Raw genomic sequence first — 25,001 nt, forward strand, 5'->3', positions numbered from 1 at the left:
TTTTTATATATATGAATTTAATGTAATATTATTTTTTTGATTGTTTCAAAATAACGCGTAATAAGTGTGTTTATTGGTGGTTAGTGGTTTGTCTATTGGAATACTTCTCGTTGTAAGTGTTATTATGACAATGGCAAAGGTCAATTAACTTAATCATAAATAGAAGTAATATTAACTCATGGAATTAAATAAAATTTAATTTATAAAAAATAAATTGATAATAAAATGGCAAATCATAGAAAATGATTTGCCATTGAAAGATATCTTATAAGCTTGGTAGGAAAGTAGTAAATACAGGCATAAAGGTGACTAAGAGTAAAACGATAATTAATGCAAAGAACAAGGGCATAACTTCACGAATAAAATCAGAAATACGGACACCAGTAATCGATGTGGCTACAAACATGACGGTTCCCATTGGCGGTGTTAAGCAGCCGATGGCCAAATTAAGGATCATGACAATGCCAAAATGGATAGGATCAATCCCTAATAGCTTTACTGTAGGCATTAATAATGGAACAAGGACAATAATTGCGGCATTTCCTTCAATAAACATACCTAGGATTAACAACACCGCATTGACAATCATTAAGAAGACATACGGGTTATCAGAAAAATTGGTCATCATTCTGGCAACATCTTGCGCCACTTGCTCGTTCGTCAATACCCATGCTAATGCGGAACAAGTCATAATAATGAGCATGATACTTGCTGTTGAACGGGCTGTTTCTAAAAATGAGGCAGCAATGTCTTTTAACTTCATTTCACGATAAAAGAAGGTACCAATTACAATAACGTAAAGTACAGCAATAGCACCAGCTTCTGTTGGTGTAAAAATACCAAAGCGAATTCCACCAATAATAACGAGAACTAATAGGAAAGCAGACATCGCTCCTTTACCTGTTTGGTAAACTTCAGCAAATGTAGGTGCTTTATCTCTAGCAGGCTTATATCCACGTTTTTTTGCAATCAGATAAATTGCAACCATTAAAGCAACGCAGCACATTAATCCAGGAATGATTGCAGCCATAAACATCTTACCAATAGAGACGTCAGCGACAAATCCATAGATGATTAATGCAATACCCGGTGGAATTATAGGTGTTATTAATGATCCTGCGGCAGTGACAGCGGCAGAGAAGCTTTTTCCATAACCTAATTTTGTCATTTCTGGCACTAACATTTTAGATAGCATTGCACAGTCAGCGAGGTTAGATGCAGAAAGTCCGCCCATCATTGTACTTAATAATACGTTAGATTGGGCAAGTCCTCCTGGATAGTGGCCAGACAGAGTACCAGTAAATTTCAACATTCGTCTAGTAATACCAGTGTAATTCAAAAGGTTACCTAACAAAATGAAGAAAGGGATAGCAAGTAACGTCACATTTTCCCCAGCCCCAATAATGCGTTGTACCGCAATGAGGGGAGAAATGTCACCCGCAGAGAAAAAGTAGGTGAGTAATGCAATCAGTACACTTAAAAAAATGGGAACATTAATTAAAAAGCAGAATATTAATACGATACAGGCGATAATTACTGACATGGTTTATCTCCTTTTAGTAATTTACTCATGTCTTCCAGTAAATGTTGGATAGAAAATAACACCATGATGGATGCGCCAATGGGTACAGAAAGGTCGATATAATAATAAGAGACACCAATAATTGGTGTTATTTTGTCTTCTGCAATAATAGAGAGTTCATATCCAAGATAACCAAAAATTGATAAAGCAATAATGGCCATAATATGAGTAACGACCGCAATAGCTAATTGTACTTTTTCAGGAAATAAAGAGGTAATTGCATCAATACTGACATGCATTCTTTTGCCTGCCGCAGATGCTGCGCCAATCATCACCAACCAAATGTAGCAAATGATTAAAACTTCCTCACTCCACATTAAAGGGTCATTAAGAAGCCAACGCATGAATACAGCAAGAATGGTAATAATGACAATAGCGGCAACAGCAAGAGAAGCCACTATATCACTTAATTTCCCCAGAAATTTAAACATAAAAGATCCTTGCGAGAATAATAGTTAACCATTTGTATTGTAAAAATATTGGCGGTATTAACCGCCAAGTAATAGGGTTACTTATTAATAATATCTTGAGTTTGTTGATATAAATTCGCAGACCATTCAGGGAATTCATTATAGAAAGGCTTAGATTTTTCTTTGAAGAGCGCTCTGTCTACTTCAACAACAGTAACACCTTCATTTTTCATTTTCTCAATGATTTCTTTTTCTTGTTGTAAGACTAAATCTGTTAGGAATTGCCCAGCTTCATTTCCTGATTCAACTAAAGCCTGCTGAATATTTTCAGGTAATTTAGCGTAGGTTTTGCTGCCCATGACTAGGTTGGTTACGTTCTCTACATGACCCGTTAAAATCAAGAATTTGGCCGCTTCATGGTGTTTTTGCCCATATAGCACAGGAATTGGGTTTTCTGCGCCATCAATAATTTTAAGATTAAGTGCAGTATAAACTTCTGCTAAAGGTAATGGTGTTGGTGTGGCACCCATTGCCTCTAAACCTTTAATTTGAATTTTATTATTGGGGACGCGAATTTTTAAACCTTTTAGGTCATCTGGAGTTTGGATCATTTTATTGGCTAAGATATGGCGTGAACCATATAACCAATCTTTAGAAACCACGTGAAGGCCTTTTTTATCTAACTGTTGTTCTAAGGAACCATACCAAGGTGAGGCATTTAATTTAAAAATATCTTTATAAGATAGTCCTAAATACGGCCCAAACATAATGCCGTAATCAGGTACATAATCAGAAAAGAAGGCACCATCTGCTAAGGTAATTAGTGGGCTACCTAACTTCATTTGTTCGATGACATCTTTTTTGGAGCCTAATTGTGAGCTTGGATAAGGAATTAATTCACCTTCACCATTAGTTTTTTCATTGAATTTTTTTGCCCATTCGTGAATAGCTAAATCAAAAGGCTCTCCAGGGTTATTTTCATAAGCGACTTTTAACTTATATTTAGCATCTGCAAATGCGGCATTTGTCATGCTGCCCATTAATAGCATTGTGCTGAGTGTTAAGCTAAGAAGTTTTTTTCCGTTTAATGTGCTCAGTTTCATAAAGGTATCTCCTGTAGGGGGATTTATTGTTTTAAGTATTTATTTTCTTTTTCTAACCAATGTATTTTCTGCGTAGCATTGATTCTGTACCGCTACTCAGAATTTCAGTAATTTTTTGGCTCACATCATCTTGTAATTGTGGTATTTCGTTGAGGTTTAATCCCCATAAATCAGACATTGCTAGCACATTTTCAGTAAGTTGTTTTACATTTGAGTCATAGAGTTCATGCCAAGCTTTAAAGCGTTCAAGTAAATAATCATCATCATTTAAAGGAATGAGTTGTTCAGCCTGTTTTCCTCGATAGAAAACAATAAGTGCAGCAAGTGAAAATGAAATGCAATAAGGAATTTTATTGTATTGCTTAACATAAGAGATTAATTGAGGTAATAGGCGAGTTTTAAATTTAGTTAACGAGTTTAGAGATATTGAAATTAATTCATGTTCTATATATGGGTTATTAAAGCGGTCAATAACTGCGGAGGCAAAAGCCGCGAGCTCCGAAGGGCTTTGAGATAAAACAGGAATAACTTCATTATCAATTAAATCTTTAATGAAAGCTAAAAAGATTGGGTTGCTAGTGACATCACGGACAGTTCTGATCCCTGCCAAGTAAGCAACAGGAACCATCGCGGTGTGCGCACCATTTAAGATTGCAACTTTACGCTCTTTGTAGGGCTTTATGTCATCGACTACTTTGATATTTAATGGTAATTCATTCAGTTTTAGCTTCTGCTCTAGTATTTTTGGCCCTTGAATGACAAATAAATAGAAATATTCAGCAGTGACGAGAAAATCGTCTTTATAACCTAATTCTTTTTCCAGTTTCTCAATTTCATTTTTCGGGTAGCCAGTAACGATCCTATCGACTAACGTAGAACAAAACGTATTACTGCTATTTAGCCAAGCAATAAAATCTGCGGGGAGTTGCCAGTCTTGCGCATGTTGATTCACAAACTCTTGTAACTTATCGCCATTATAGTCAATTAACTCACAGGGGATGATGAACAACCCTTTGCTATTATCACCATTAAAATGTTGAAAGCGGTGAAATAAAAACTGAGTAAGTTTCGCAGGGAAACTACTTGCTGGTGCATCTTCTAAGCGTACGTCGTACTTATATACGATCCCTGCTTCCGTCGTGTTAGAGAAGATCCATTGTAATTCGGGATTTTCTGCACATTTTAGAAACTTATCATATTCAGAATAAATCAGTATTTCACGGTTAACCGAATTAATAATTCTTATATTCGAAACGCTTTGTTTTTGTTCATTAATTCCCCTGGTGATGGCAGTATAAAGTCCATTTTGCTGATTGATTGAGGGATGTGATGAGTCAATTGGCCTGACAAGCGTAATGCCACTATTGAAATCTGTCTTTTCATTCAGTTGGTCAACCATCCAGTCGATAAAAGCACGTAGAAAATTACCTTCTCCGAATTGCAAAATTCTCTCTGGGTATTGCTTATTAGCCATTGACTGTCTATTTAAGTAATCCATGACCATTCCTCTAGTTATTATGTGTATTAATCATCCGGTGTTGATTCAGACTAGAAGTATTTTTTTCTATGGACTATTAATTGCATCAATTTTGTGGAATGAATGGCTTTTTGATGTTTTTAATCTGTTTTTTATCAGTTAAAAACAGATGGAATTATAAATGAATTCAATCTATTTAGTTAGTTGGTATTTTAATTGCATGAAAAATAGTAATATTTTTATTTTTTATAATTTTGATTAATAGTAATTTTATAATTAAGTTGTTTTTTTTACTAAAAAATTCAGGTTTTATTTGATGTATATATTATCGAGCCAAAGAATAAGTCATCGTTGACCATTCATTGGCCTTGTAACTTAATGTTATTTATTCATAAGTTTGCTGTATGGAGTTAATCATAGTTCTTTTAGCGGTATCTAAATGATGTCGAAGTTCATTCATCGCCACAATATCATTACGGCTAATCAAAGCACTTAAAATGGTCATATGTTCTTCAATTGCCAGTACATTTCTTTCTTTTAAATCTGACTCATCCCATTGATATTGAAAGTGAAATATCACAGTGATGATTTCAAGAGACTGATTAAAAAACGGGTTATTGGCACCTGATAAAATAAGACTATGTAGTTCATAATCTAGTTGGGAAAAGTCGCGGTAATTGATAGTAACGGTTTCCCGTAGTGTCCTATGTTTGAGTAATAGCTCTTTCGCTAAAATCCAACGGTGGTCATCTGGTGGTAAATTTAAAAAATGAGTCAGAGCATTGGTTTCTAGCAATTCCCTGAACTCAAAAAGCTTTTCTGCATATTCACGCGAAAATTTCATCATGTGCCAGTTCCCCCGGTGGGTGTTTTTAATTAACCCATAACGAGAAAACTCCACTAAGAACTCCCGAACAATACTAGAACTTACATGGCTTTTTTTTGCTAGTTGTAATTCAGTAAAAGTATCCCCAGGCATCAATTCTTTGCGTTTAATCATTTGATAAAACGCTTTTTCGAATAAGACGATTTGTTGATCAGGAAGACTTGATTCAACAGGAAAGAAATCAGTTTTATTGGGATAGCGAATAACATGATATTCACTCCCTTGTTTTTCAATGATTTTCTTTTCTAATAAATATTCGAGGGTATGTCTCACTGTGGTTCGACTGATATTAAACATCTCAGCTAAAGAAGATTGTGAGGGAAAGGGGGATGTTAATAAATTTTTATGTATAGCGTCTAAAAATTCATTAATTGACCCATAGCGTACATTTTTACTCCTCACCATTTAAACACTCCTTAATCTGATTTTTATTCTTTAAAGACCGATTTAAAACCGATTTAAAAACATTTAATCACAAAATTCGGTTGTTAAGTATCTAGTCTATGTTTTTTAAATTAAAAAAGACAGATTAATTGACGGAGGAAAATATGAAACAATTGATTTGTCAGGAACCTAAAAAATTAGTCTATCAACAAGTCGTTGAACCTACAGTGCAAGTTGGGCATGTAAAAATAAAAATACATGCGGTTGGAATATGTGGAACGGATATCCACGCTTGGGGAGGAAATCAGCCCTTTTTTCAATATCCACGAGTATTAGGACATGAAATCTCTGGAACTATTTGTGATGTTGCACCTGACGTTACACAATGGAAAGTCGGTCAGCGTGTTGCTGTAATGCCTTATGTTGCCTGCTATGAATGTGGTGCTTGTAAGGAAGGAAAAACAAATTGCTGCGAAAAAATTTCAGTTATTGGCGTTCACGAAGATGGTGGTTTTTGTGAATATTTAAATGTGCCAGAGAAAAATGTATTAGCGATTGAAGATACAGTTACAGATATTGATGGCGCCTTAATCGAACCATTTTCAATCAGTGCTCATGCCGTCAGGCGTGCGCAGGTTAAACCTCAAGATACTGTTTTAGTTGTAGGGGCAGGGCCTATAGGGCTAGGTGTTGCTGCTATTGCTAAAGCGGATGGTGCTAACGTATTAGTGGCTGATACCAGCGAGGCACGTCGTCAACATGTTGAAAAAGTATTAGGCTTAAAAACGTGTGACCCAGCCGATGAAAACTACTTATCAAGTATTGAACACCATTTTTCAGGTATGCTTGCTGAGAAAGTTATTGATGCAACGGGGAATCAACACGCAATGAACACCGCGGTGAATTTAATTCGTCATGGTGGCTTAATTGTATTTGTTGGGCTATTTAAAGGTAATTTATCGTTTCCAGATCCAGATTTTCATAAGAAAGAGACAACAATGATGGGAAGCCGAAATGCCACTCCTGAAGATTTCAATAAAGTTGCAAGGTTAATGGCAGAAGGTAAGTTATCTAGTGGTATGATGCTAACGCATCAATTTGATTTTAATACCATTGGTGATATTTATGAAAGTGATGTTATTAATAATCGTGAATTAATTAAAGGTGTTATTTTATTTTAAATAACAATTTATCTTTAAATAACAACAAAAAAACCCACAATATAAAGTGGGTTTTGTTTTTAGTTCGTCTCTAGAAAGGATGTGTTAGCGCTTTAATGCTTCTGATAACTCATCTTTCATGACGGACAGTATGTCTCTAACAACACGTGGGCTACCAGCAACTAAGTTACCTGAGGCTAAATAATTATGACCGCCAACAAAGTCAGTTATGATGCCGCCAGCTTCACGCATGATCAGCTCACCGCCCATGAAATCCCACGGTTTTAAACCAATTTCAAAAAAAGCATCAACACGGCTAGAAGCCACATAGCATAAATCTAATGCTGCGGAGCCGGTACGACGCAAATCAGCACATTTGTTAAACATCGCAGTCATGATGTTCATATAGACAGGTGCATGTTGTTTTTGTTTGAAAGGGAAGCCTGTCGCAACGATAGCGCCATCAAGGTCACGTTTTTCGTCGATGCGAATACGATAACCGTTAAGCTGAGCGCCTTGCCCACGTACTGCGCTAAATAATTCATTACGCATTGGGTCATAAACAACAGCAACTTCTGTACGGCCTTTAACGCGCACAGCGATAGAAACAGAAAAATGGGGGAGACGTTTTGTGAAGTTGGTAGTGCCATCCAGTGGATCGATTACCCATTGAATATCATCATCTTTACCAATTAGTTCACCACTTTCTTCAGTGATAATAGTGTGGTCAGGATATGATTTGCGGATGATTTCAATAATCAGTTGCTCAGATTCTTGGTCAACGTTAGTAACGAAATCGTTAGTGCCTTTCTGAGTGACTTTAATATTGCTAGGCATTTCATAGTTTTTAGCTATGTGATTACCGGCCTTACGTGCTGCACGTATGGCGATGTTAAGCATCGGATGCATGGGCTTTTTCCACTGGAATGTTAAAGAACGAAAAACTTGAGTGCCGAAGTATATAGATGTTCGTCACAATAAGCAATTTTGTGTTAAGCTATTGCAATAATTTTTTCATTAAACGTATAAATCATGTTAGATAACATCCGTATTGTTCTTGTTGAAACCTCACACACTGGTAATATGGGCTCAACAGCTCGTGCCATGAAAACCATGGGGCTTTCTAATCTGTACCTCGTTAATCCTCTCGTTGAACCTGATTCACACTCTATTGCGCTTTCTGCCGGGGCAAGTGATGTTATTGGTAATGCGACAATAGTTAAAACTCTCGATGAAGCTTTAGAAGGCTGTAAGTTAGTGATCGGTACCAGTGCACGTTCTCGCACCTTATCTTGGCCAATGGTTGAACCACGTGAATGCGGCATTAAATCTGTTGAGCAATCCAAAGAATCACCTGTTGCTATCGTATTTGGCCGTGAGCGAGTGGGCTTAACCAACGAAGAACTTCAAAAATGCCAATATCATTTATATATCCCCACAAACCCAGAATACGGTTCTTTGAATTTAGCGATGGCAGTGCAATTGGTGAGTTATGAAATACGCATGGCGTATCTTTCAATGGATGAAAAAAATACGGTAATTTCCGCTGATGATGAGGTAGAATACCCACCGTCAGAAGATGTTGAACGTTTTTATGTCCATCTTGAGAGCGTGTTGAATGAATCAGGTTTTATTCGTAAAGCGCACCCTGGCTTAATTATGAATAAATTACGCCGTTTATTCACTCGAGCGCATATCGAAACCCAAGAGTTACATATCCTGCGGGGTATCTTAACATCAATGGAAAAATGGGCGAAAAAGTGAGGTTAAATCCGTGGTAAAATCAGGTGAATAATACTTGAGTAAATTAGTCAGGTAAATAGTTGACTAAATTACTCAGGAATGTCACAATCTGACCATAATTTACCATGGAGTAATATGTTATGAGACTCACTTCCAAAGGGCGTTACGCAGTAACTGCGATGTTAGATGTCGCATTACACTCTCAGTCAGGTCCAGTGCCTTTAGCTGACATTTCTGAACGTCAGGGAATTTCCCTCTCTTATCTTGAGCAACTTTTCTCTCGTTTACGTAAAAACGAGTTAGTTTCGAGTGTGCGCGGTCCAGGTGGCGGTTATTTGCTTGGTAGAGACGCAGACCAAATCTTTGTTGCTGAAGTAATCGCTGCGGTAGATGAATCTGTTGACGCCACCCGTTGTCAGGGTAATAAAGAAGGTTGCCAAAATGGTGATCGCTGCTTAACTCACGCATTATGGCGCGATTTAAGCGATAGAATTACAAGTTTCCTTAGCAGCATTAGCCTTGATGAACTGGTTAAAAACCAAGAAGTCATGGTTGTTGCTGATAGACAAGATAACGAACAGCGTAAGACCATGCCAAATGGGATTACACCTGAATCGATTATCAATGTACGTGCTTAAAAATATTAAAAAAATTGCAGTCGGTACATTTTGGTGAGTTATTAGACGAAGAGCTAATTTCCGCCATTTGTATCTTTAAAAATTAAAGGCAAGTTAGCTTGTCCTTTGGAGTAAGTGAGCAATGAAATTACCAATTTATCTTGATTATTCAGCAACAACACCGGTTGACCCGCGTGTGGCTGAAAAAATGATGCAATGTTTAACAATGGATGGGAACTTTGGTAACCCAGCGTCCCGTTCTCATCGTTTCGGCTGGCAAGCTGAAGAAGCGGTGGATATTGCTCGCAATCAAATCGCCGAATTAGTGGGTGCTGACCCACGTGAAATTGTATTTACCTCAGGCGCAACTGAGTCTGATAACTTAGCGATTAAAGGCGCTGCTAATTTCTATAAAAAGAAAGGCAACCACATTATTACCTGTAAAACGGAACACAAAGCCGTTTTAGATACTTGCCGCCAATTAGAGCGTGAAGGTTTTGAAGTGACTTATCTGTCACCACAAAGCAATGGTTTAATTGCTATGCAAGACCTACAAGACGCTATCCGTGAAGACACCATTTTAATTTCTATTATGCATGTTAATAACGAAATTGGGGTTGTGCAGGATATCGCAGCTATCGGTGAATTATGCCGTAGCAAAGGAATTATTTTCCACGTTGATGCAACACAAAGCGTAGGTAAATTACCTATCGACCTTAGTGCGCTAAAAGTGGATTTAATGTCATTCTCTGCTCACAAACTTTACGGGCCAATGGGTATCGGTGCGTTATATGTGCGCCGCAAACCGCGTATTCGCCTTGAAGCGCAGCAACATGGCGGTGGTCATGAGCGCGGTATGCGTTCTGGGACATTACCTGTACACCAAATCGTGGGTATGGGCGAAGCTTACCGTATTGCCAAAGAAGAAATGGCGGCGGAATCTGAACGCTTACGCGGTTTACGGTTACGTTTGTGGAATGGCATTAAAGATATCGAAGAAGTTTACCTCAATGGTGATTTAGAACACGGTGCGCCGCACATTCTGAACGTCAGCTTCAACTATGTTGAAGGTGAATCACTGATGATGTCATTAAAAGATTTGGCTGTATCTTCAGGTTCTGCATGTACTTCTGCAAGCCTAGAACCTTCTTATGTACTGCGCGCTTTAGGGATGAATGATGAGCTGGCACATAGCTCAATCCGTTTCTCTTTAGGTCGTTTCACGACAGAAGAAGAAATTGACTATGCAATCAAAATGATTCATGGCGCAATTGGCCACTTACGCGAGCTGTCTCCTTTATGGGAAATGTTCAAAGACGGCGTAGATCTTAACAGCATCGAATGGTCTCACCATTAATCAGACGGTTTCAGGAGTTTAAAAATGGCTTACAGTGAAAAAGTTATCGATCATTATGAAAACCCACGCAACGTTGGTTCGTTTGATAACAGCGACCCAAGCGTAGGTAGCGGTATGGTAGGCGCACCTGCCTGTGGTGACGTCATGAAATTACAGATTAAAGTAAATGATGACGGCATTATTGAAGATGCACGCTTTAAAACTTATGGTTGTGGTTCAGCAATTGCATCAAGTTCACTCGTGACTGAATGGATGAAAGGCAAAAGTTTGGACGAAGCGGAGTCAATCAAAAATACAGCGATTGCCGAAGAGTTAGAATTACCACCAGTGAAAATTCACTGTTCAATTCTGGCTGAAGATGCAATTAAAGCTGCTATTGCTGATTACAAAAGCAAACGCCAAAGCAAATAAGTTTTTAATCAGTCTATAGGGCAACCCATATTAATAAATAACAACAAGTTATCGTCCTATAACTGGAACAATACCCACGGCGTCTAGGCTAAACATCGCTGAGTTTCTTAGTTTAGAAATAGGGTGGGTATAAAATAATTTGAAGGCGGATGCGACTCATGAGTAGCATCTGCCTTGTTTGTTTCTAAAGTGAGGTTTGCAATGTCTATTTCTCTTACAGAAAGTGCTGCGCAGCGTATTCAATCCTTTCTACAAAATCGTGGGAAAGGCGAAGGCTTGCGTTTAGGTGTAAGAACTTCAGGTTGTTCAGGAATGGCTTATGTTCTTGAATTTGCTGATACAATCAATGAAGAAGACACAGTTTTTGAAGATAAAGGTGTGAAAGTCATCATCGATGGCAAGAGCATTGTTTATCTTGATGGTACTGAGCTGGATTTCGTGAAAGAAGGCTTAAACGAAGGGTTTAAATTTAATAACCCTAACGTCAATAGTGAATGCGGATGCGGTGAAAGTTTTCACGTATAATGCGTTTTATTAAGCCTAATTTTTGGCCAATCTTACTAATTATATTTTATTAGTGGTATTGGTAACCGGTTCGAGAAACTGAGCACTTATGGATTATTTTACTCTTTTTGGGTTGACTCCCATCTATGCCATCGATAGCGAACAACTGACGTTACGTTTTCAAGACTTACAGCGTCAATACCATCCTGACCGTTTTGCAACCTGTTCTGAACAGGAGAAAATGCAAGCACTGCAAAAAGCAGCAACCATTAATGCTGCTTATCAAGCCCTCCGTCATCCGCTAAAACGCGCGGAATATATGCTTTCATTGCATGGTTTTGATATTAATAACGAACAACATACCATGCATGATACGGCATTTTTGATGGAGCAACTTGAGCTACGCGAAGAGTTAGACAATATTGAGAACAGTGATGACGCACTTGATCTATTGGCTAAATTTATGCAGAGCGTCAAACAAATGCAGCAAGCACGAAGTGCACTGATGGTGACAGAGCTAGATGCCATGCAGTGGGAAAAAGCCGCTGATACCGTACGTAAACTACGTTTTCTCGACAAGCTTCAGCAGCAAGCAGAGCAACTCGAAGAACGATTACTAGATGAATTTTAAGAGAAAACGATTATGGCGTTACTACAAATCAGCGAACCCGGTATGACAGCAGCTCCGCATCAACGCAAATTGGCTGCAGGCATTGATTTAGGTACCACCCACTCTTTGATTGCGACAGTGCGCAGTGGTGAAGCTGCAGCTTTGCCTGATAGCCAAGGGCGCTTTTTATTACCATCGATTGTTAATTATCAACCCGAAAGCAAATTAGTGGGATGGGAAGCGAAACAGCTTGCCGAGCAAGACCCGGTCAATACCATTATTTCAGTGAAACGTATGATGGGGCGTTCATTAGCCGATATTCAAAAACGCTACCCTGACTTACCTTATCAATTGACTGCCAGTGAAAATGGTTTGCCGTTTATTCAAACCGTGGTTGGCCAAGTTGACCCAATCCAAGTTTCTTCTGACATTCTAAGAACACTAGCAAAACGTGCTGAAGAAACCTTAGGTGGGGAAATGGATGGCGTAGTGATCACAGTACCGGCTTATTTTGATGATGCACAACGCCAAGGGACCAAAGATGCAGCGCGCCTTGCAGGCTTACATGTATTGCGTTTGCTGAATGAACCGACTGCGGCTGCGATTGCCTATGGATTAGACTCTGGGCAAGAAGGTGTGATTGCTGTTTATGACCTCGGTGGTGGCACTTTTGATGTGTCCATTTTACGCCTGAGCCGTGGTGTTTTTGAAGTGTTAGCAACGGGCGGCGATACCGCGCTTGGTGGTGATGACTTTGACCAAGTATTGGCTCAGTGGATTGCTGAGCAGGCAGGGGTTTCATTACAAGGTGATCATCATTTAAATCGTCAGTTATTAAATGTGGCGACAGAAACCAAAGTTGCGCTTAGTGATGCAGAAACAGTGACTATTCAGCTTGCCAACTGGCAAGGGGAAATTCGTCGTGAGCAGTTTGAAACGTTAATTGAAAATTACGTAAAGCGCACTCTGATGGCTTGTCGCCGTGCGTTAAAAGATGCGGGTGTTGAGGCTGAAGATGTTCTGAATGTCGTGATGGTCGGTGGTTCGACTCGTGTGCCACTAGTACGTCAAAAAGTCGGGGAGTTTTTTGGTAAATCACCACTGACATCCATCGACCCAGATAAAGTTGTCGCCATTGGCGCTGCAATTCAAGCGGATATTTTAGTCGGAAACAAGCCTGATAGCGAGATGCTGTTGTTAGATGTGATCCCACTCTCTCTTGGTTTGGAAACGATGGGTGGATTAGTCGAAAAAGTGATCCCGCGTAACACCACCATCCCTGTTGCTCGAGCCCAAGAGTTTACCACCTTTAAGGATGGTCAAACGGCGATGAGCGTTCATGTCGTACAAGGTGAACGCGAAATGGTGGCAGATTGCCGTTCATTAGCTCGCTTTACCTTGCGTGATATTCCAGCGATGGCCGCAGGTGGGGCACATATTCGTGTGACTTTTCAAGTCGATGCCGATGGGCTGTTGAGTGTTAGCGCCATGGAAAAATCGACAGGTGTAGAAGCATCGATTCAAGTTAAGCCATCGTATGGGTTAACGGATAACGAAATTTCAAACATGATTAAAGATTCAATGACTAACGCGCAAGATGATTTAAATGCGCGCCGCTTAGCGGAGCAAAAAGTTGAAGCTGCAAGAGTGCTTGAAAGTTTAACGAGCGCATTAGCCCAAGATGGCAATTTACTGACGCCAGAAGAAGAGTCAGAAATTGATAATGCAGTCAATGAGTTAATTAAAGCGGTTGAGGGTACAGACCCAATCGTAATTGAAAATGCCATTAAACAACTGGATAAGCAATCGCAGGAGTTTGCAGCGCGTCGCATGGATACCTCCATTCGCCAAGCGTTGTCAGGCCATTCTGTGGATGAGATATAATTATGCCTAAAATAGTTTTTTTACCTCATAGTGATTTATGTCCAGACGGTGCAGTAGTTGAAGCACAAGAAGGCGAATCTATTTTAAATGTTGCACTACGCAGCGGTATTGAGCTTGAGCACGCCTGTGAAAAATCCTGTGCTTGTACAACCTGTCATTGTATTGTTCGTGAAGGTTTCGATTCACTGGAAGAAAGCAGTGAACTCGAAGATGACATGTTAGATAAAGCATGGGGGTTAGAGCCTGAAAGCCGTCTAAGTTGTCAAGCATTGGTGACGGATGAGGATTTAGTGGTAGAGATCCCTCGTTATACTATCAATCACGCCCGCGAACACTGATTTTTGTCATACTTCACGCTGTAGCGTTGTTGGCTTCTTTCGCTAACCCTAGTCACATACTTTTGTATGCTCCTAGGGATTAGCTCAACTTGCCGCCTAGCTACAACGTGAATTATTTAAAAAATAGAAACAAACGCTCGTCATACTTCATACTGTAGCGTTGTTGGCTTCTTTCGCTAACTCGAATCACATACTTTTGTATGCTCCTAGGGATTAGCTCAATCGCCGCCTAGCTACAATGTGAATTATTTAAAAAATTGAAATGCTCGGCATGTTTGGCGTTGTAACGTAGAGCATCAATGGTAAAAATCATTTAATAATCAAATTGGTGAGAGAAAATGAGTTTAAAATGGTCAAATAGCCGCGAAATCGGTGAAGCACTGTACGACGCATTTCCTGATGTTGATCCTAAAACGGTGCGCTTTACTGATATGCACCAGTGGATTTGCGATTTAGAAGAATTTGATGATGACCCGCAAAAATCGAATGAGAAAATCCTAGAAGCCATTTTGTTAGTTTGGCTGGATGAGTTCGAATAAGTAGAGTTTTACCCTAAAAACCGAGTGACTATCAGAAATAGTGCTCGGTTTTTTATTTTATATCAGCACTATAATGATATCCCTATTGGTATTTATCAGTTAAGGTAATGCTATCTGCCGACAGAATCAATGGGTTTTTACTGTCTGCAAAAATAGACAAAGTGAGAAAAACGATGACAAAACAAATTATGCCAGTAATGATTTCTTGTGAGCCTGCTGCACCTTGTTGGGGTGAAGGCGCATTGTTAAGCTCTAGTGATAAAGGGATGACAATCCACCTGAAACATGCAGGTAAATTATGTGCAGTACAAAGTGCTGGCCGTAAATTAGATGGTCAAGGGATCCGCAATGTTGCTTTGGCTGGCGAAGGATGGGATTTAGAAAAAAGCTGGGCATTTTGGCAAGGTTTTCGTGCGCCAAAAGGGGCGAGAACGATTGAATGGCCAGTATTGCCTGAAGCAGACCGCAAAGAATTAGAAAACCGTATTCGTACCATTGATTGGGTACGTGATGTCATTAACGCACCTGCAGAAGAGTTAGGCCCAGAACAACTCGCACAACGCGCCATTGATTTACTCTGCACTGTGGGCGCACAAGACATTAGCTACCGCATTATTAAAGGCGATGACTTATTAGAACAGGGGTATACCGGTATTCATACGGTCGGTCGTGGTTCAAGTCGCCCACCTGTCTTTTTAGCGTTAGATTACAACCCAGGTGCGAACCCAAATGCCCCTGTTTTTGCTGCGTTAGTCGGCAAAGGTATTACTTTCGATTCAGGTGGTTATAGCATCAAACCATCGTCTTCCATGAATTCAATGAAAGCGGATATGGGCGGTGCTGCAACCTTAGCGGGTTCATTGGCATTGGCGATTTCTCGTGGCTTACAAAAACGCGTCAAAATGTTCCTGTGTATTGCTGACAATATGGTTAGCGGTAATGCATTCAAATTGGGTGATATTATTCGTTACCGTAATGGTAAATCCGTTGAAATTATGAATACGGATGCTGAAGGCCGCCTTGTGTTAGCTGATGGCCTGATTGATGCGAGCAAAGAAAAACCAACGCTGATCATTGATGCTGCAACCTTGACGGGTGCGGCGAAAACCGCCGTGGGCAATGACTACCATTCAGTGTTGAGCTTCGATGATAAATTAGTTGCTGACTTGATGAGCGCTTCAGACGCTGAGTTTGAACTGTTCTGGCGTTTACCTTTGGCAGAGTTCCATCGCCAACAATTACCGTCTGGCTTTGCGGATTTGAACAACATCGCGGCACCATCGCACACTGCAGGCGCAAGCACTGCTGCGGCATTTTTATCGCATTTTGTCGAAAATTATCGTCAAAATTGGGTACATATCGACTGCTCCGCGACTTACCGTAAATCTGCAGTTAGCTTATGGGCAGAAGGCGCAACGGGTACAGGTGTAAGAACATTAGCAAACTTATTAATCAGTAAATCAAAGTAGTGAATGTTTGATTAATAACAGGCACGGGAAGGTAACTTTTCGTGCCTATTTTTTATCTTGATGTATTTGCGAGTATAATAAGCTCTTCTTTTTAATAGCAGGGGATTGGCAATGTCGCAGCAATCGAATAATAACAGTTCCACCCAAGAAACTGAGATCCAATTTACTGAGTTAACCGTACCGAAAGGCTCATCACTTAAATTAAGTGTGTTAGAAGAACAGCCGCAGGCTATTGTTGATGCGCTTAGCGAATTTTTTAAACAACACAAAGTCGTGAGACGCGGTTTTATGGTCTCCGCAGTAGAGAGTAATAACGCTGAAGAAACGCCAATATTAATGATAGCGTTAGAGTTTACTGCAGGGACAGAAAATATTGATTCCATTATTCATGAGGCGGGGACACTTGCTTGTGAGTTTTTAGCCGATGACGAATCTATTGATTTTTGTGTGGTAAATGAGAATGAGCAAGGTGTCAGCCACTTTATTACTCAACATATTCAGCCTTTTTATCAGCGTCGCCTTGGTAGCTTCTTACGAGACACAATCCCAGTAAAAAACACCTAATAGTTCCATGTATAGAGTGAGAAAAATGTTTTTCTCACTCATAAAAGGCATATTGCTCATTTATTAAATATATATTCTGCTTACTATTTAAAAAATATTATTTCATTTCACTGTTTTTCTCGCCCATCATTTTTTCCGTTTTGTCTGATAGGTGTTCTAATCACATTCTGTTAAATTATATTGATAATTGAAACAATATCAGCAGTATTTATCTGTGTGTGTTTTTAGCCATTTCCAAGTATATAGTGGGTTTTAACCTCCTGTTAAAACCTTAAAAAAACAGAATAAATTTTAACTAATTAAAGGGCGGGCGGTAATGAAACAACAATCTAGTTGGGCTTCATTGGCGGGTCTAAAAACCAAAAAGCGTTATTTAGCACTTGCGTTGGCATCTGTCGTGGCATTGGCCGGTTGTGATAATACAGAAGAAGCAACCAAAAATGAGCCAAATGTTTCCACGACAGCGCCAGAAAATCAAACTAAAACAGCGCCAGTTGCAGAGCAGAAAAAAGCAGCACCGAAACTTTCCACTGAAGAAATGGTAAAAAAATATGCAGGGAAAGATCTCACCATTTTAGATGCGTCTGAATTGCAGCTTGATGGTGCGAGTGCCATGGTGGTGACATTCTCCGTTCCATTACAAGCAAACCAAGATTTTGGCCAGTACATAAACCTCATTGATGTTAAAACCGGTAAGTTAGATGGCGCTTGGGAACTGTCTGATAACCAAATGGAATTACGTTTTCGTCACCTTCCACCGTCTAAAGAATTAAACCTCACCATTAACCCGGGCATTAAAGCGGTTAATGAGCGTACAACGACCGAAAGTTTTGAGAAAAAACTCACCACGGCGCAAATCATCCCAACAGTTGGTTTTGCAAGTAAAGGCTCTTTATTACCGAGTAAAGTCGCACAGGGTTTACCTGTGATTGCGCTGAATGTTGATAAGGTTGATGTTAATTTCTTCCGTGTGGATGAAAAGCAGCTGCCACAATTTTTAGCGCAGTGGCAGTATCGTAGTAATTATGAGTATTGGTATTCAGAAGAGTTTCTCGACAAAGTGGAGCTGGCTTATACCGGCCGTTTTGATTTAAATCCAGATAAAAATACTCGCCAAACTATTTTACTTCCGTTGAAAGATGTCAAAGAATTACAGCAAGATGGCGTATATTTGGCCATCATGCAAAAAGCAGGCAGCTATAGCTATCAATTCCCTGCAACCGTCTTCACATTAAGTGATATTGGCGTGTCACTACACAGTTACCAAGACCGAGTCGATATTTTCACGCAATCCTTAGCGAAAGGCTCTGCCATTAAAGGCGTTGAGCTACGTATTTTGGATGAAAAAGGTCAGTTAGTGACAAAAGGCACCACAGATGGTGATGGTCACGCTCAATTAGATAAATTAGCGGGTGGAAAATTATTACTGGCAACCCATGAAGGGCAAACCAGTATGATTGATCTCACGCAGCCGGCACTTGACCTGTCTGAATTTGATATTTCAGGGCCAGAAGGCTATGCAAAACAATTTTTCACCTTTGGGCCGCGTGATTTATATCGTCCGGGTGAACTGCTGCTGGTGAATGGCTTACTGCGTGATGGCGATGGTAACCCAGTTAAAACTCAGCCGGTTAAAGTTGATGTATTAAAAACAGATGGGCAAGTGGTTCGTAGTTTCGTGTGGCAGCCGGAAGAAAACCAAAATGGGTTATATCAATACCAATTTGAAATTCCTAAAAATGCAGAAACGGGCGGTTGGTCGTTACGTTTTGATTTAGGTGACGGTTCACCACAACGCTATTACAAATTCAATGTTGAAGATTTCATGCCAGAACGCATGGCGCTGGAAATTGTTGGCAGTGATGTTCCTCGTTTAACAGACCAGTCGGTTGATTTTGATATTCAAGGCCGTTATTTATACGGAGCACCTGCAGCAGACAACCAACTGCAAGGCCAAATTGTTTTAAAAGCAGATCGTGAAGCGGTAGCAAAATTACCCGGTTTTGAATTTGGCGCTGTCAATGAAGAGGGCTTACCTCGTAAATTAGATGAGTTTGACTTGACGCTGGACAGCAACGGTGAAACCGTCATTTCAATTCCAAACAGTAATTGGAGCTCAACACGTTCACCAATTTCGGCAGTTTTACAAGCAAGTTTACTCGAAGCTGGCGGACGTCCAGTGACGCGTCGTGCTGAGCAAGCCATTTGGCCTGCGGAAAAACTGGTCGGTATTCGTCCATTATTTGCCAAAAAAGAAATTTACGATTACCGCACAGATCGTTATGTCAAACGCCACAATGTGGATGAAAATTCACTCGCAGAATTTGAATTAGTCATGGCGGATGCGGCGGGTAATAAACTGGCAGCAGAAAACTTAACCGTGCGTTTAGTGTATGAACGCCGTGATTATTACTGGAGTTGGTCTGAAAGTGCTGGTTGGTCTTCAAATTATGACCAAAAAGACCTTGTTATGGCGAATGAAAATATTGCCATCGCCAAAGACGGTACAGCGAAAGTCTCCTTCCCTGTGGATTGGGGGGCATTCCGTTTAGAGGTATTAAACCCAGAGAATCAGCTCGTTTCCAGCGTCCAGTTCTGGGCGGGGTATTCATGGCAAGATAACACAGGGGGAAGCGGTTCAGTTCGTCCTGACCAAGTGAAACTCAGCCTGAATAAGCCTGCGTATTTACCAGGTGAAAAAGCCAAAGTTCGCATTGAATCCCCTAAAGCCGGTAAAGGCTATATATTGCTCGAGTCGAGTAATGGCCCACTGTGGTGGGAAGAAATTGATGTACCAGAAAAGGGCTTAGACGTTGAAATCCCAGTCAATAAAGAGTGGGCTCGTCATGACTTATACGTTTCTGCCGTCGTTGTTCGTCCAGGTGATGACTCTAAAGAAGCCACGGTGAAACGTGCGGTGGGTGTGTTGCATTTACCAATTGCAGATGAAAACCGTAAGATTGCGTTGGCCTTAACGACGCCAGACAAAATGCGCCCTAATCAAGACTTAACGGTAAAAATTAAAGCGACAGCGCAAGATGGCAAACCGTTACCTGAAAAAGTGAATGTGCTGTTATCTGCAGTTGATACTGGTGTATTAAATATCACGGATTTCAAAACCCCAGACCCGTATGACGCCTTTTTTGGCCGCAAGCGCTATGGCGTTGATCAGTATGACGTTTATGGCCACTTAATTGAAGGACAAGGTAAGATTGCTAACTTACGCTTTGGTGGTGACAGCGAGGATGCGGCATTAGAGCGTGGTGGTATGAAGCCACTCACTGAAGTACAAATCATTGCGGAGCAAGCCAAACCTGTCACATTAAATAAAGACGGTGAGGGTGAAATTAGCCTTGCTATCCCTGATTTTAACGGGGAATTACGTGTGATGGCCCAAGCATGGAATGAAAAAGAGTTCGGCCATGCGGATAGCAAAGTGATTGTCGCGGCACCATTAGTGACACAAATGTCGATGCCTCGCTTTATGGCGGGCGGTGATAAGTCTTACTTTGCGCTTGATTTGACCAATATGACGGATAACACACAAAATGTGACTGTTAATTTCAAGGCATCAGGAATGGTGAAACTTGATGGCGTCAGCAGCCGAGAGTTGGAGTTACCAAAAGGCAAACGCACCACCATTAATTTACCTGTCAGAGCAGACTACGGCTTCGGTGAAGGCGAAGTTTCGATGACCATTAATGGTGTGAAAATTCAAGGCGAAGCGAATAAAGACTACAGCAATAGTTGGAAAGTGGGTGTTCGTCCGGCACAGCCAGCAGAAACGGTTTCTTTTGCCACTTCCATTGAGCCAGGTACTTCATGGGCACTGCCAACTAACCAAATTGCAGGCCTGCAACCGGATACCATTGAAGGGCAAGTTCTGTTAACCAGCCGTCCGCCATTAGATATCTCACGTTATATTCGAGAGTTATTTGCTTATCCATACGGTTGTTTAGAGCAAACTATCAGTGGTTTATACCCTTCATTGTTCTCAACCCAAGCCGAACTGAATAAGTTAGGGATTAAAACGCAAACAGATGCGGACCGCCATAAAGCGATTGAAATTGGTATTCCACATTTGTTAAGTATGCAACGTAATGATGGCGGTTTTTCATTATGGGATAGGAACGGTCGCGAAGAGTATTGGTTAACTGCGTATGCGGCGGATTTCTTGAATAAAGCCAATCAACGTGGCTTTACTGTCCCGCAAGAGGCGATAAGTAACGCCAATACGCGTCTACTGAGCTATTTACAGGATGGTAGTCAAATCAACTACCCGTATACGGAAAACCAAGAGGGCGCTCGTTTTGCTACTCAGGCCTATGCAGGTTTAGTGTTAGCATCACAGCAAAAAGCACCGTTAGGCACATTACGTCAACTTTATAACCAAAGAAACTCTGCAGCAAGTGGCTTACCTCTGGTTCAGCTTGGAGTTGCATTGAACTTGATGGGTGATAAATCACGTGGTGAGAGTGCAGTGATTGACGGACTGAAAAAACAACGTAACCGCTACAGCTATGTTGGGGATTACGGTTCGGTGATCCGTGATGATGCGATGATTGTTGCGCTATTAAATGAATATAATTTAATGCCAAAATCCCGTGACCAAAAACTTCAAACTTTATCTAATAATTTGACTTCTCAACGTTATTTCTCAACACAAGAGAGCAATGCGTTATATTTAGCAGGTCGTTTCTACTTAAATGAAAGTGAAGCACCGTGGAAAGCTACGATTAATGGCCAAGAACCCCCAATGGTCTCAGATAAACCTGTAAGTGAATTCCTGAGTAAAGATCAATTGGAGACAGGTTATAGCATCGAAAACAGCGGAACGAATACTCTGTATACACGCTTAAATGTGGTGGGTTATCCGCAACATTCACCAAAACCAAGCTCGAATGTATTAGGTATCACTCGTAGCTACTATGATATGAAAGGCAATCGCATTTCGTTAGATAGATTAAGAAGCGGTGAAATGGTGGTGGTTAAACTGGAAGTTCAAGCATCCCAAAGTGTGCCAGATGCGTTAGTGGTTGACTTGCTGCCCGCAGGCTTAGAACTGGAAAACCAAAATTTAGCGAACAGTAGCGCTAATTTGAGTGAGTCCGCGCCGAACCTGCAAGAATTAATTGATGACATGCAGCAATCGCAAATACGCCATATGGAATACCGTGATGACCGTTTTGTGGCTGCGGTTGAAGTTCAGCAATACCGCCCAACGACCTTAGTCTACTTAGCGCGAGCGGTGACGCCGGGTGTGTATAGTATTCCGGTACCACAAGTTGAATCAATGTATGTCCCTGACTGGCGTGCGACTGGCTACTCGGATGGCCAATTAGAAATCGTTCGCTAATCACCTTCTAAAGCCCTTATATTGATACTCAGATATAAGGGCTTTTTTAATTTATTTTCGGTACTCCCATCAATGAAAAAATGGTTACGTCGCACAGGCATCACACTGGTTCTGTTGGTCATTATTTTGCCACTGGCTTTTTTAGCTGCTGATAAAATTTGGCCGTTGCCGATTAAGCAAATTGAAATGGCACGAACCGTGGTTGCAGCTGATGGTACACCATTGTGGCGCTTTGCAGACAAAGAAGGAATTTGGCGCTTTCCTGTTACACTCGAAGAGGTTTCTCCTGATTTTATCGAAGCGTTATTAACGTATGAAGACCGCCATTTTTACCGTCACCCGGGGGTAAACCCGTTTTCGTTAGTTAGGGCAGCGGGGCAGTTTGTGAGTTCAGGGCGTATTGTGTCGGGCGGAAGTACCATTTCGATGCAAGTTGCACGGTTAATTGACCCCCATGAAAGAACATTGGGCGGTAAGCTGAAACAGCTTTGGCGTACGGCTCAACTCGAATATCACTATTCGAAAGATGAAATTTTAGAAATGTATTTAAACCGTGCTCCGTATGGCGGAACCATTGAAGGTATTGGCGCAGCTAGCTGGGTATATTTGAATAAGTCACCGGCAAAATTGACGGCGAGTGAAGCGGCTCTCTTTGCTGTTCTACCTCAAGCCCCTAGCCGTTTAAGGCCAGACCGTTATCCACAAAGGGCACAAGCCGCCCGTGATAAAGTATTGGATAGGTTAGAAGAATACCAAGTCTGGAACTCTGAAAAAGTTGCCGATATTAAACAAGAACAAATTTGGTTAGCACCGCGAAAGAATCCGCATTCAGCCCCTTTGCTTGCAAGGAGGGTGACCAAAGATACGCAACAGTCCATCATTGAAACCACTATCGATGCCAGTTTGCAAAGGCAACTGGAAGACATGGTCATGAATTGGAAAAACCAACTACCAAAACAAACATCATTGGGAATTTTGGTGGTTGATCATACAGATATGGCAGTGAAAGCGTATATTGGCTCAATTGATTTTCAGGATGATAGCCGTTTTGGTCATGTGGACATGATTAGTGCTTGGCGCTCTCCAGGCTCAACGTTAAAACCATTCTTATACGCATTAGCTATGGATGACGGGCTCATCCATGCGGAATCGTTATTACAAGATGTTCCACGGCGCTTTAATGATTATCGTCCGGGGAACTTTGACAGTGGTTTTAATGGGCCAGTGAGTGTTAGCGATGCGCTCGTTCGTTCATTGAATTTACCGGTGGTTCAGTTGTTAGATGTGTATGGCAGCAAACGATTTACGGCTCAACTGCGCAATGTTGGGACTGAGCTACGTTTTCCGTTAGGTAGTGAACCAAACTTGTCGCTGATTTTAGGCGGCACAGCCACACGGATGGAAGATTTAGTTTCTGCCTATAGCGCATTTGCGCGAAAAGGTAATGTGTCACCGTTACGTTTTAAACCAGCCGATGAAATTCGCGATAGAGTGTTGATGTCACCGGGAGCTGCATGGATAGTACGCCGTATTATGGGGGGGGAAGCACGCCCTGTTCCTGAGGCTAATTTATCAGGGCAACTCAATTTGGCATGGAAAACGGGAACCAGTTATGGTTATCGCGATGCGTGGGCGATTGGTGTTAATCCACGTTATACCATCGGCGTTTGGGTTGGGCGGCCTGATGCGACACCCGTTGCGGGACAACTAGGCTTTGCAACCGCCATTCCGATTATGAACCAAATTAATGGCATGTTACTGAGCAAAATCTATCAATCCCACGAACCACTACCAAAAGATGTAAAACCTGCCAGTGTGAGCCAAGCGGTGATCTGCTGGCCGGGAGGAACTTCATTACTGAAAGACGATAATAACTGCCGCCAAAGGCGTCTTAGTTGGATCTTGGATAATACCATTCCGCCTACTTTAATGGCGCGAGATCAAGAGTCACTATTAGGATTAAGACAAAAAATCTGGGTAAATGACAAAGGGCTTCAAGTCGCGGCAGATTGCCCAAATGCCCAAGAAAAAGAAGTACATTTATGGCCTATTACCGTCGAATCTTGGTTGCCATCAAGTGAAAAACGTGAGAACCGTTTACCCAAAGCGGATTTAGCGTGTCCACCGATGAAGCTAGAAATGCCGCCATTATTGATTTCTGGTATCCGTGATGGGGAGGTTTTACAGCGTCTACCCGGGAAAACCAGCTTAGATTTACGTTTAGTCACGCAGGGTGGGCAAGGGCAGAAATGGTGGTTTTTAAACGGAGAACAAGTGAATACAACCGAGCAAAACGGTTCTATTTTGCTGACACTCGATAAAAGTGGGAACTACCAAATTTCGGTATTAGATTTAAGCGGCCAAGTGACGGCAATGAGGTTTAGAGTGAAGTAATAGATGAAAAACGTGACTTACCCGAAAAAATAGTGTTTTTTGCTATAAAAAATTTAACAAAATGTTGTTGTGACTGTAGGAAATTGTAATCAGAGCCCCTATAATCATCGCCTTATTTTTCTTTTTCCTAGATATGGTTGCTTTTGAAGTCTAAAGGCCTAACAATAGAATTAGAAATAATATAAAAAACTACAACATGCCTATTTTAAGTTC

Annotated in this window: 20 protein-coding genes; 14 read left to right on the forward strand and 6 right to left on the reverse strand. The window is 40.9% G+C overall.

Going from position 1 to position 25,001, the window contains the following annotated elements; genetic code table 11:
* Nucleotides 1–265: 265 nt before the first annotated feature.
* The 5 genes from PR725_RS04015 to PR725_RS04035 form a co-directional block, all read right to left on the reverse strand.
* A complete protein-coding gene (locus PR725_RS04015; RefSeq protein WP_109911474.1) occupies nucleotides 266–1,543 on the reverse strand; it encodes a TRAP transporter large permease in 1,278 nt (425 codons plus the stop codon).
* Nucleotides 1,534–2,013, reverse strand: a complete 480-nt coding sequence (locus PR725_RS04020) for a TRAP transporter small permease (protein ID WP_004912692.1) — start codon at nucleotides 2,011–2,013, stop codon at nucleotides 1,534–1,536. The genes PR725_RS04015 and PR725_RS04020 overlap by 10 nt, the downstream gene beginning before the upstream one ends.
* Before the next feature lie 77 nt (nucleotides 2,014–2,090).
* A complete protein-coding gene (locus tag PR725_RS04025) occupies nucleotides 2,091–3,095 on the reverse strand; it encodes a C4-dicarboxylate TRAP transporter substrate-binding protein (protein WP_004912689.1) in 1,005 nt (334 codons plus the stop codon).
* A gap of 52 nt (nucleotides 3,096–3,147) precedes the next feature.
* On the reverse strand, nucleotides 3,148–4,593 hold the full coding sequence (locus tag PR725_RS04030) for a tagaturonate reductase (protein WP_181937048.1): 1,446 nt from the start codon (nucleotides 4,591–4,593) through the stop codon (nucleotides 3,148–3,150).
* A gap of 364 nt (nucleotides 4,594–4,957) precedes the next feature.
* Nucleotides 4,958–5,863, reverse strand: a complete 906-nt coding sequence (locus tag PR725_RS04035) for a GntR family transcriptional regulator (RefSeq protein WP_004912686.1) — start codon at nucleotides 5,861–5,863, stop codon at nucleotides 4,958–4,960.
* A 143-nt stretch (nucleotides 5,864–6,006) separates the two neighbouring features.
* On the opposite strand from PR725_RS04035, the gene PR725_RS04040 reads away from it, so the two are divergent.
* A complete protein-coding gene (locus tag PR725_RS04040; protein WP_110732031.1) occupies nucleotides 6,007–7,023 on the forward strand; it encodes a zinc-binding alcohol dehydrogenase family protein in 1,017 nt (338 codons plus the stop codon).
* An 84-nt stretch (nucleotides 7,024–7,107) separates the two neighbouring features.
* On the opposite strand, the gene suhB is transcribed toward PR725_RS04040, so the two are convergent.
* Nucleotides 7,108–7,911 carry an inositol-1-monophosphatase gene (gene suhB / locus PR725_RS04045; protein ID WP_109911478.1) on the reverse strand — a complete coding sequence of 268 codons (804 nt, stop codon included), beginning with the start codon at nucleotides 7,909–7,911 and terminating at the stop codon, nucleotides 7,108–7,110.
* 123 nt (nucleotides 7,912–8,034) lie between these two features.
* On the opposite strand from suhB, the gene trmJ reads away from it, so the two are divergent.
* The 13 genes from trmJ (at nucleotide 8,035) to pbpC (ending at nucleotide 24,788) form a co-directional block, all read left to right on the forward strand.
* Nucleotides 8,035–8,766 (forward strand): tRNA (cytosine(32)/uridine(32)-2'-O)-methyltransferase TrmJ, encoded by a 732-nt coding sequence (gene trmJ, locus PR725_RS04050; protein WP_004912680.1) that lies wholly within the window; start codon nucleotides 8,035–8,037, stop codon nucleotides 8,764–8,766.
* 119 nt (nucleotides 8,767–8,885) lie between these two features.
* Nucleotides 8,886–9,383 (forward strand): Fe-S cluster assembly transcriptional regulator IscR, encoded by a 498-nt coding sequence (gene iscR, locus PR725_RS04055; RefSeq protein ID WP_004264917.1) that lies wholly within the window; start codon nucleotides 8,886–8,888, stop codon nucleotides 9,381–9,383.
* A 121-nt stretch (nucleotides 9,384–9,504) separates the two neighbouring features.
* Complete coding sequence (locus PR725_RS04060; RefSeq protein WP_004912674.1) at nucleotides 9,505–10,719, forward strand: IscS subfamily cysteine desulfurase; 1,215 nt, start codon at nucleotides 9,505–9,507, stop codon at nucleotides 10,717–10,719.
* Between the two features lie 24 nt (nucleotides 10,720–10,743).
* On the forward strand, nucleotides 10,744–11,130 hold the full coding sequence (iscU, locus tag PR725_RS04065; RefSeq protein ID WP_004264914.1) for a Fe-S cluster assembly scaffold IscU: 387 nt from the start codon (nucleotides 10,744–10,746) through the stop codon (nucleotides 11,128–11,130).
* 201 nt (nucleotides 11,131–11,331) lie between these two features.
* Nucleotides 11,332–11,655 (forward strand): iron-sulfur cluster assembly protein IscA, encoded by a 324-nt coding sequence (gene iscA, locus PR725_RS04070; protein ID WP_004912669.1) that lies wholly within the window; start codon nucleotides 11,332–11,334, stop codon nucleotides 11,653–11,655.
* 88 nt (nucleotides 11,656–11,743) lie between these two features.
* Complete coding sequence (gene hscB / locus PR725_RS04075; protein ID WP_004912668.1) at nucleotides 11,744–12,265, forward strand: co-chaperone HscB; 522 nt, start codon at nucleotides 11,744–11,746, stop codon at nucleotides 12,263–12,265.
* A gap of 12 nt (nucleotides 12,266–12,277) precedes the next feature.
* On the forward strand, nucleotides 12,278–14,128 hold the full coding sequence (gene hscA, locus PR725_RS04080; RefSeq protein ID WP_123382556.1) for a Fe-S protein assembly chaperone HscA: 1,851 nt from the start codon (nucleotides 12,278–12,280) through the stop codon (nucleotides 14,126–14,128).
* Nucleotides 14,129–14,130: 2 nt separating this feature from the next.
* Nucleotides 14,131–14,466 (forward strand): ISC system 2Fe-2S type ferredoxin, encoded by a 336-nt coding sequence (gene fdx / locus PR725_RS04085; protein WP_004912660.1) that lies wholly within the window; start codon nucleotides 14,131–14,133, stop codon nucleotides 14,464–14,466.
* Between the two features lie 338 nt (nucleotides 14,467–14,804).
* Nucleotides 14,805–15,005, forward strand: a complete 201-nt coding sequence (gene iscX, locus PR725_RS04090; RefSeq protein ID WP_004912658.1) for a Fe-S cluster assembly protein IscX — start codon at nucleotides 14,805–14,807, stop codon at nucleotides 15,003–15,005.
* A 173-nt stretch (nucleotides 15,006–15,178) separates the two neighbouring features.
* A complete protein-coding gene (gene pepB / locus PR725_RS04095; protein ID WP_036959049.1) occupies nucleotides 15,179–16,474 on the forward strand; it encodes an aminopeptidase PepB in 1,296 nt (431 codons plus the stop codon).
* Between the two features lie 111 nt (nucleotides 16,475–16,585).
* The gene (locus PR725_RS04100; protein WP_272567703.1) at nucleotides 16,586–17,038 is read left to right on the forward strand and encodes an enhanced serine sensitivity protein SseB C-terminal domain-containing protein; all 453 of its coding nucleotides are present in this window, start codon (nucleotides 16,586–16,588) and stop codon (nucleotides 17,036–17,038) included.
* A gap of 316 nt (nucleotides 17,039–17,354) precedes the next feature.
* Entirely contained in the window at nucleotides 17,355–22,394 is a 5,040-nt protein-coding gene (locus PR725_RS04105) for an alpha-2-macroglobulin family protein (RefSeq protein WP_272567707.1), read from the forward strand.
* A 72-nt stretch (nucleotides 22,395–22,466) separates the two neighbouring features.
* A complete protein-coding gene (gene pbpC, locus PR725_RS04110; protein ID WP_272567711.1) occupies nucleotides 22,467–24,788 on the forward strand; it encodes a peptidoglycan glycosyltransferase PbpC in 2,322 nt (773 codons plus the stop codon).
* Nucleotides 24,789–25,001 lie beyond the last annotated feature (213 nt).

The organism is Providencia sp. PROV255 (assembly GCF_028478065.1).
Classification (GTDB): domain Bacteria; phylum Pseudomonadota; class Gammaproteobacteria; order Enterobacterales; family Enterobacteriaceae; genus Providencia; species Providencia rettgeri.